Raw genomic sequence first — 7,631 nt, 5'->3', positions numbered from 1 at the left:
AATTAAGTAACAATTAATCCCCCTGGCAAACAACAAATTCCTCCTCCATACCCATGCATATTATTTTCCATTAAGTGGACAATAAGGAAGGCGAATGATATGTAAGGGAGAATTTGAAATGGATGAATTGGTACTTGCACGATCTTTATTTGGGACGACAATGGCTTTTCATATTATTTTTGCGACGCTTGGAGTCGGAATCCCTTTGATGATCCTTGTCGCAGAAATCATGTATCAGCGCACGAATGACTTGGATTATTCGGTGATGGCAAAGCGGTGGACAAAGGCTTTCGCCGTGCTCCTGGGTGTCGGGATTCCGACCGGAACGATTGCTGGTGTGCAATTATCCCTGCTTTGGCCTGGTTTTATGGAGGTCATTGGACGGGTGATGGCCCTGCCATTTCAAATTGAAATCTATGCTTTCTTCATCGAGGCTCTTTTTATGTCCATTTATGTGTATGCAGCCAATCGGATTGCTCCTTGGATGAGAATTGTGAGCTTGATTCTTGTTGCCATCGGAGGGCTAGCATCGGCCGTCCTTATTACGAATGTGCATGCCTTTGAAGGAACTCCGGCGGGATTCAATATTGTCAACGGCGAAATCACCGATGTGGATCCGTGGAAGGCATTTTTTAATCCAAGCTTCTTTGTAACGGCCGGGCATGTCGCTCTTTCAGCATATGTAGTCGGTTCATTCACGATTGCATCTGTGGCTGCATTCAAAATGCTCCGTACGCCTTTTGGATCGAGAGTTTATAAGTTCCACGGCAAAGCATTGATGATCTGCCTGGTAGTTGGCGGCATCTTCTCATTCCTGACTGCGATCAACGGGCATGAATCGGCTCAGATGCTCCACGAGTATCAGCCAGAGAAACTGGCCGCGGCAGAGGGTCTTTTCGAGACGCAGTCTCATGCTCCCCTGGCAATCGGGGGATTCACCGACCGTGAAGAACAGGAAGTTAAATGGGGAATTGAAATACCCTGGGCATTGAGCTTCCTTGCAGGGAACAGTTTTAACACTGAAGTCATCGGGCTGAATGATTTTCCTGAAGAATACTGGCCGCCGCTGTTCGTACATACCTTGTTCAACGGGATGGTCGCCATCGGTTCATTATTGATCCTTCTTGCACTTGTTGCGTTCGTGTGGAAGAAGTTGTTGAAAAAGGACCACTATCCAAAATGGCTGATGTGGCTGTTTGTAGCAGGGGGACCCCTTTCCATACTTGCAATCGAGTTTGGTTGGATTTTTGCCTGCACAGGCCGTCAACCCTGGACCATTTACCGAATCTTAAGTACAGAGGATTCGGTTACCTCTACCGGAAATATTGCCATTCTCTTCATTCTGTTTGTGTCTGTTTATGCCATACTGGCGGTAGCTGTCGTTCTGGTTCTTCTTTATTATTTCAGACGGAATCCGCCGCAAAAAGATATCGATAAAGCAGAAGGCAAGGAGATTCCGTTGTCTACTTAATTGATTGGGAGGAATGATCATGACTCAGGTGTTGATCGCGATTACGATTCTTTGGGGCTTCGTATTCATTTATGCCGTAATGGCGACCATGGATTTTGGGGCAGGTTTCTGGTCGATGCTTTACATCAATCATGACAAAACGAAAGCAACCAATATTGCGAACCGTTATCTGTCCCCAACCTGGGAAGTGACGAATACGTTCATTGTGGCACTTGTCGTGGCGGTTTACAGCTTGTTTCCAGGAGCTGCCTATTCTCTCGGTACCGTCCTGTTGGTGCCGGGAAGTTTAATCCTCCTTCTGCTCGCAATCCGAAGCGCATTTCTTGTCTTTTCGCATGTGGCAGATGATTACCGGAAACCGCTGACTTATATCACAGGCATTACAGGACTCTTGATACCGGGACTGTTGATCAGCGTACTGCCGATTTCCCACGGTCCTTATATCGATTTTGAAGACGGTCAGACGCTGCTATTGGGTAAACTTTTCACAAGCCCTCATGAATATGCGTTCTTTGGTTTTGCTGTTGCGAGTACATTGTTTCTCTCATCACTCCTATTGGCAGATTATTCCAAGACATCACGTGAATTCGAGGCATATAAAATGTACAGGCGTGATGCGATGATCATCGGCCCGATTTCTGTCGTGATGGCTTTTCTCATCATGATGACGATGAAAAATGAAGCAAATTGGATTTATGAACGAATGATGGAGGATTTGAACATCCTTCTGGTTTCCCTGCTTGGCTTTCTTGTCGCGGGAGCAGCCTTGTTCCTGCCCACTAATAAGGAAGGCATGAAAGGCATGCCGCGTTTGGCGGTGGTGGCTGTTACGTTTCAATATGTACTCGCAAGCTATGTATACGGGAAAGCACATCTGCCTTATATCATTTACCCTGAAGTAACGATTCAATCGGGATTTACAGATCCGAATTCGTTCAGGGCCGTTTTCATCACGTATATTGTCGGGTTCATCATTCTATTCCCTGGCTTCGTGTACTTCTGGAGCCTATTCATGAACGACAAGAAATATTTGCGGGAAAAAAGTTAGCCATGGCTCAGAGTTATATCATACAAAAAAGCGGACATAAATCCCTGGGGGTTCATGTCCGTTTTTCTCTTATATTAAATACTCTTCACTGAATGCACAAACTTCTTTCAACCGCTTTTCATTTAATTCCACACCGATACCGGGTCTGTTAAACCTCTTCACTTTTCCTTTTTCGACGACAATCGGTTCATCAATGATATCCTCATCCCAATATTTGGAGGATGAAGAGATATCACCGGGCTTAGAGAATCCTTCCAACGTTGAAAGACTGATATTGTGAGCTCGTGAAACACCGAATTCAATCATGCCGCCGCACCACATGTTAATCCCGTGTTCCCGGCATAGATGGTATATTTCCAATGCAGAATTATAACCCCCGACCCTGCCCAGCTTGATGTTGACCACGCCGCAGCTGCCTAAGAGGACCGCACTCTTCATATCGTGAGGCGTTACAATGCTTTCATCCAGACAAATCGGGGTTCGGAGCTCTTTTTGCAAAATGGAGTGTTCCACGAGGTCGTCCACTCCGAGAGGCTGTTCGATCATTTCCAGACGGAATTTATCTAGTTTCCTGAGATGTTCCGCATCCTTCAGAGTATAGGCTGAATTCGCATCTGCTAATAGCTGAAGATCAGGAAATTCCGTTCTTAGAGCACGGATCACTTTAATATCCGAAGCTTTGGAAATTTTGATTTTTATTCGTTCGTATCCCTCATCGATGAGCTCCTGGGATTGCGCAATCATGCTTTCCACCGAAGCAGTACCGACAACCGCACCGGCCAGTATATTTTCCCGAGTTCCTCCAATGAGACTCCAAAGCGGCTTTTCTTTCTGTCTCGCATATAGATCCCAGACAGCCATTTCCAAAGAAGCCTTCGCCATTGCGTTTCCTCTGACGGTATCAAATAACTTGCGTAACTCCTCCGGACGTGAAACAGGATGACGCTCCAATAATGGAATCAGCACATCCTTCAGCATATGACGGCATGTTTTCACCGTCTCTTCCGTATACCACGGTGTAGAGAAGGCAACAGCCTCACCTAAGCCGACTACCCCTTCCCGGTCCTCTACCTCAATGATCATCCCTTCCCTGTGTTCCACCTTTTGCAGATGAGTGACAAATGGTTTCTTCAACGGCATCGATAGCATGTGAATTCTGATTTTTTTAATATTCATCGCATACCATCCCCTGCTCCCATTGAGTTCTAAGTACTCTTCTCAGAATCTTGTTGGAAGCATTCCTTGGGATTTCATCTACAAAGACCACTTTTTTCGGCTGTTTATAGGCAGCCAGTTTATTTTTACAGAATGAAAGAACATCTTCTTCACTAAGCAGACTTCCACTTCTCTTTACGATAAAAGCACAAGGGACCTGGCCCCACTCATCATTTGGAATTCCTGCCGCGCCAACGTCTTCGATCTCTATATGGGAAGTGAGTACACTTTCTATTTCAGCGGGGTACACATTTTCACCACCGGAAATGATCAAATCTGAACGGCGGTCCAATACGAATAAAAAGCCCTCTTCATCCAAGTAGCCGATATCCCCTGTCGCCAGCCAGCCATTCTCGAAGCTTTTTTGGTTCGACTCTTTTCGTTTATGATAGCCGATTGTCACATTGTGGCCTTTCACCAATATTTCTCCTTCTTCATTGGATGAAGCCGTCTCCCCATCGCTCTTCTTTATCTTCAATTCGGAAGGAAACAGGGGTTTCCCGGCTGAACCCAGCTTTGAAAAGCTGTATTCAGGAGACAGTGTCACAATCTGAGAGGAGGTTTCCGTCATGCCATACGTTTGGAATACAGGGATTTCCTTATCTCTGCAGATATCAAGCAGGGGCAGCGGGGCAGGACCTCCGCCAAGCAGCATGCAGCGGAAATTCTTATGATAGGATCCACTATCCAGCTCCTTCAGCATCCGCTGCAGCATATTGCTGACTGCAGACATGATCGTGATCGAGCCGCTTTTGAGCTCTCCGTTAATCCGTTCAGCATCAAACTGTTCAAATAGGCGTACACCCATACCGTAAATGACGCTTCTCATTAAAATCGAGTAACCGCTTATATGAAAAAGCGGAACGGAACACAGCCAGGTATCATTTTCACTTATACCGAGGTTCAATGAAGAGCCAATTGCACTCCACCAATGGTTTCCATATGTCTGAAGCACCCCTTTGGGAGCTCCCGTCGTTCCTGATGTATACATGACGGAACAGACTTGGTCTAACTGAAAATAATCCTTCACTTCAAAGGTTGAAGGGACTGTTTTCTGTAATTCTGAAAGCTTCACATTTTGGACTGTCCGGCTTTGCAGTTTTTCTTCAAATTGATCATCAATAAGAATGGCAGAAAGATTCATATCCTCGATTTGAAAGGCCAATTCCGCAGGACTTAATCGATGATTCAGAAGTACTGCTGTCAAACCGAGCTGCTGCACGGCATGTATGACAATGACCGATTCAATCGAATTTTTGATCATCAATCCGATAAAAGCAGATTGAGAATCATCATTGAGGTGACTTTTGACCTTCCCTGCCGTTTCAATCGTCAATTCCCACAATTCTTTAAACGTGTATTGGCGGTCATCACTTTTCAAAGCTGTACGGTCGGGAGTCAAATATGTTCGTTGCTTGAGCCAATTCGGCAGCTGTTGAGATGTCATAGCATTTCTTCTCCAATTCTTAAATGGTATGTATCAATATAAAAAACCTGATGAATCTGTCGAGATCCATCAGGCTGCCCTCCATTAAGGGAAACGAGGGAATTGTCCGAAGTCAGGTTTGCGTTTTTCTTTAAACGCATCTCGACCCTCTTTTGCTTCTTCGGTTGTGTAGTAAAGAAGGGTAGCATCGCCTGCAAGCTGCTGAAGTCCTGCTAAACCATCTGTGTCTGCATTGAACGCAGCTTTCAGGAAGCGAAGTGCAGTCGGGCTCTTCTCAAGCATTTCAGAAGCCCATTGAACTGTTTCTTCTTCCAGTTTTTCATAAGGTACCACCGTATTGACAAGACCCATTTCAAGTGCTTCTTCGGCATTGTATTGACGGCACAGATACCAGATTTCTTTCGCTTTCTTATGTCCGATAATGCGAGCAAGATAGCCTGCACCGTAGCCGGCGTCAAAGCTTCCCACTTTAGGACCTGTTTGACCGAAAACTGCGTTATCTGCAGCAATTGTAATGTCACATACGACATGAAGCACGTGACCTCCGCCGATTGCGTATCCTGCAACCATCGCGATGACTGGTTTAGGAATGACACGGATCAGGCGCTGCAAGTCCAATACGTTCAGACGGGGAATCTCATCTTCCCCTACGTATCCGCCGTGTCCGCGAACACTTTGGTCCCCGCCGGAGCAGAATGCTTTTTCACCTGCACCTGTCAGGACGATTACCCCCACGTTAGAATCGTCGCGTGCATAAGCAAACGCATCAATTAATTCCATTACCGTTTTAGGACGAAATGCATTTCGTACTTCCGGTCGGTTAATGGTGATCTTCGCAATCCCATTATATGTTTCATATAAAATATCTTCGTAGTTTCTTTCTGAAACCCATTCAAAAGCCATGTTTGACATCCTCCTTTATGTACTTGAATAAAACTTCCTCTATTATTGTACCAAACTTTCGAGGTTCTTCCACATGAATTGCATGTCCGGTGCCGATAAAAGTAATTATTTCAAAATCAGGATTTTCATCACTCATGTCTTTAGCAATCCGGACAAACTTAAGATCCAATTCACCCGCCATTAAAATCACAGGGACGTTAAGATCGCCCAGCGTCCCCCACCAGGATGCCTGTGCCCCTGTTCCCATCCCTTTCAAACTGTTTGAGAGGCCGACAGGTGATTGCTGAAGACGCTGTTCACGGATTTTCTTTTGTTTAACGCGGGACAATCTTTTCTGGGTGGAAAACAGGGGGATTTCCTCCCAGAAATCAACAAAAGACCGGATTCCTTCATCGAGTATCTTATTGGCGAGTACTTGATCTTTTTCCCGTCTCTCTGTCTGCTCCTCATCTGTCCTCAAACCAGGTGATGCGCTTTCGAGAATAAGGGCGCTAACATAATCGGGGTAGAGGCTGGAAAAGTGAAGAGCCAGCCTCCCACCCATCGAATAACCGATAAAGACAGCTTTCTTTACGCCAAGCTGCTCCAATAAACTGCGGATATCATTGGAAACTGCATCCATTGTATATCGGGCAGCGTCTGAAGGGGAATCACTCTTTCCATGACCAATGATGTCGATTGCAATGCACGTCCAACTCTTCTTAAGATGTTCGGTGATTTCTTCCCACGTACGGGTATCGCCTGTAAATCCGTGAAGAAATACTAAAGGAAATCCTTCTCCTTTAACATCTACAAAATAATTAATCTCATTCGCCTGAAGAATCATAAATTATTCCTCTTAAATTCCCCTTCTATTTCCTGGGAAACAAAATTCCACAATTTACGATGAATTGCTACATTTTCTTCACGATTTGTCAGTACTTCAATGATTTTGATACCTTGGTGTCCTTCAACGCTTTGAAGTGCAGAACCAAACTCGCTCTCTTCTTTCACCAGCGTGTAATGGGCACCATAAAATACTGCGGCTGAGGCAAAGTCAAGATCCATCGGTGTTCCGAAGAGTTCTTCAAAGTAGGTCCCTTCATTTGCCTGAGGAAGGAATGAGAATATGCCTCCACCGTTGTTATTCATGACCACTATGGTGATATCAAGCTGATATTTTTTTGCCACGAGCAGTCCATTGAGGTCATGGAAAAAAGCAAGATCCCCGATCAGCAGATACATCGGGGCGTTTCCTGTGCTCATGCCAAGCGCAGTCGAAACGACGCCATCTATCCCATTGGCTCCACGATTTGCATATATGGAAATATTTCTGTCACTATTGAAAAAGAACGTATCTAAGTCCCGTATCGGCATCGAGTTGCTAGCAAATATCGAAGCCCCGTCAGGCAGATATTCAATCAGTTGTTTCACGGCTTTTCCCTCATTCCAGGGCTGATCTCGTGTCTGCAGGATATTTCTCGAAACATCATTTACGTTTTTCCACTGATGCAGCCATCCCGCTGCATTATGTTCAGCACCCGTTTTCATGTCTATACAAAACAAGT

General features: G+C 45.3%; 7 protein-coding genes. 2 read left to right on the top strand and 5 right to left on the bottom strand.

What is annotated here, in order from left to right:
- Window positions 1–118: 118 nt before the first annotated feature.
- Entirely contained in the window at window positions 119–1,471 is a 1,353-nt protein-coding gene (locus tag HP456_RS16965) for a cytochrome ubiquinol oxidase subunit I (RefSeq protein WP_172253271.1), read from the top strand.
- Window positions 1,472–1,490: 19 nt separating this feature from the next.
- Window positions 1,491–2,519, top strand: coding sequence for a cytochrome d ubiquinol oxidase subunit II (locus HP456_RS16960; RefSeq protein ID WP_172253269.1), 1,029 nt, complete (start codon window positions 1,491–1,493; stop codon window positions 2,517–2,519).
- Window positions 2,520–2,588: 69 nt separating this feature from the next.
- On the opposite strand, the gene menC is transcribed toward HP456_RS16960, so the two are convergent.
- From menC to HP456_RS16935, 5 genes are all read right to left on the bottom strand, one after another.
- Window positions 2,589–3,695, bottom strand: coding sequence for an o-succinylbenzoate synthase (menC, locus tag HP456_RS16955; RefSeq protein WP_172253267.1), 1,107 nt, complete (start codon window positions 3,693–3,695; stop codon window positions 2,589–2,591).
- Complete coding sequence (locus tag HP456_RS16950) at window positions 3,685–5,181, bottom strand: o-succinylbenzoate--CoA ligase (protein ID WP_172253265.1); 1,497 nt, start codon at window positions 5,179–5,181, stop codon at window positions 3,685–3,687. The genes menC and HP456_RS16950 overlap by 11 nt, the downstream gene beginning before the upstream one ends.
- 84 nt (window positions 5,182–5,265) lie before the next feature.
- Complete coding sequence (gene menB, locus HP456_RS16945; RefSeq protein WP_172253263.1) at window positions 5,266–6,084, bottom strand: 1,4-dihydroxy-2-naphthoyl-CoA synthase; 819 nt, start codon at window positions 6,082–6,084, stop codon at window positions 5,266–5,268.
- Entirely contained in the window at window positions 6,074–6,910 is an 837-nt protein-coding gene (menH, locus tag HP456_RS16940; protein WP_172253261.1) for a 2-succinyl-6-hydroxy-2,4-cyclohexadiene-1-carboxylate synthase, read from the bottom strand. Before menH ends, menB begins: the two co-directional genes overlap by 11 nt.
- The coding region (locus HP456_RS16935) for a thiamine pyrophosphate-dependent enzyme (protein WP_246289174.1) at window positions 6,907–7,631 on the bottom strand (725 nt) is incomplete at its 5' end. The genes menH and HP456_RS16935, both read right to left, overlap by 4 nt.

It is taken from the genome of Bacillus haikouensis (genome assembly GCF_013179555.1).
GTDB classification, from domain to species: domain Bacteria; phylum Bacillota; class Bacilli; order Bacillales; family Bacillaceae_B; genus Rossellomorea; species Rossellomorea haikouensis_A.
Note: the sequence above shows the minus strand (reverse complement) of the source record. Positions and strands in the feature narration are given on the sequence as shown.

Bases quoted from the DNA above. Each gene is read 5' to 3' on its own strand.
- HP456_RS16965 (WP_172253271.1), top strand. From the start codon at position 119: ATGGATGAATTGGTACTTGCACGATCTTTATTTGGGACGACAATGGCT.
- HP456_RS16960 (WP_172253269.1), top strand. From the start codon at position 1,491: ATGACTCAGGTGTTGATCGCGATTACGATTCTTTGGGGCTTCGTATTC.
- menC (WP_172253267.1), bottom strand. From the start codon at position 3,695: ATGAATATTAAAAAAATCAGAATTCACATGCTATCGATGCCGTTGAAG.
- HP456_RS16950 (WP_172253265.1), bottom strand. From the start codon at position 5,181: ATGACATCTCAACAGCTGCCGAATTGGCTCAAGCAACGAACATATTTG.
- menB (WP_172253263.1), bottom strand. From the start codon at position 6,084: ATGGCTTTTGAATGGGTTTCAGAAAGAAACTACGAAGATATTTTATAT.
- menH (WP_172253261.1), bottom strand. From the start codon at position 6,910: ATGATTCTTCAGGCGAATGAGATTAATTATTTTGTAGATGTTAAAGGA.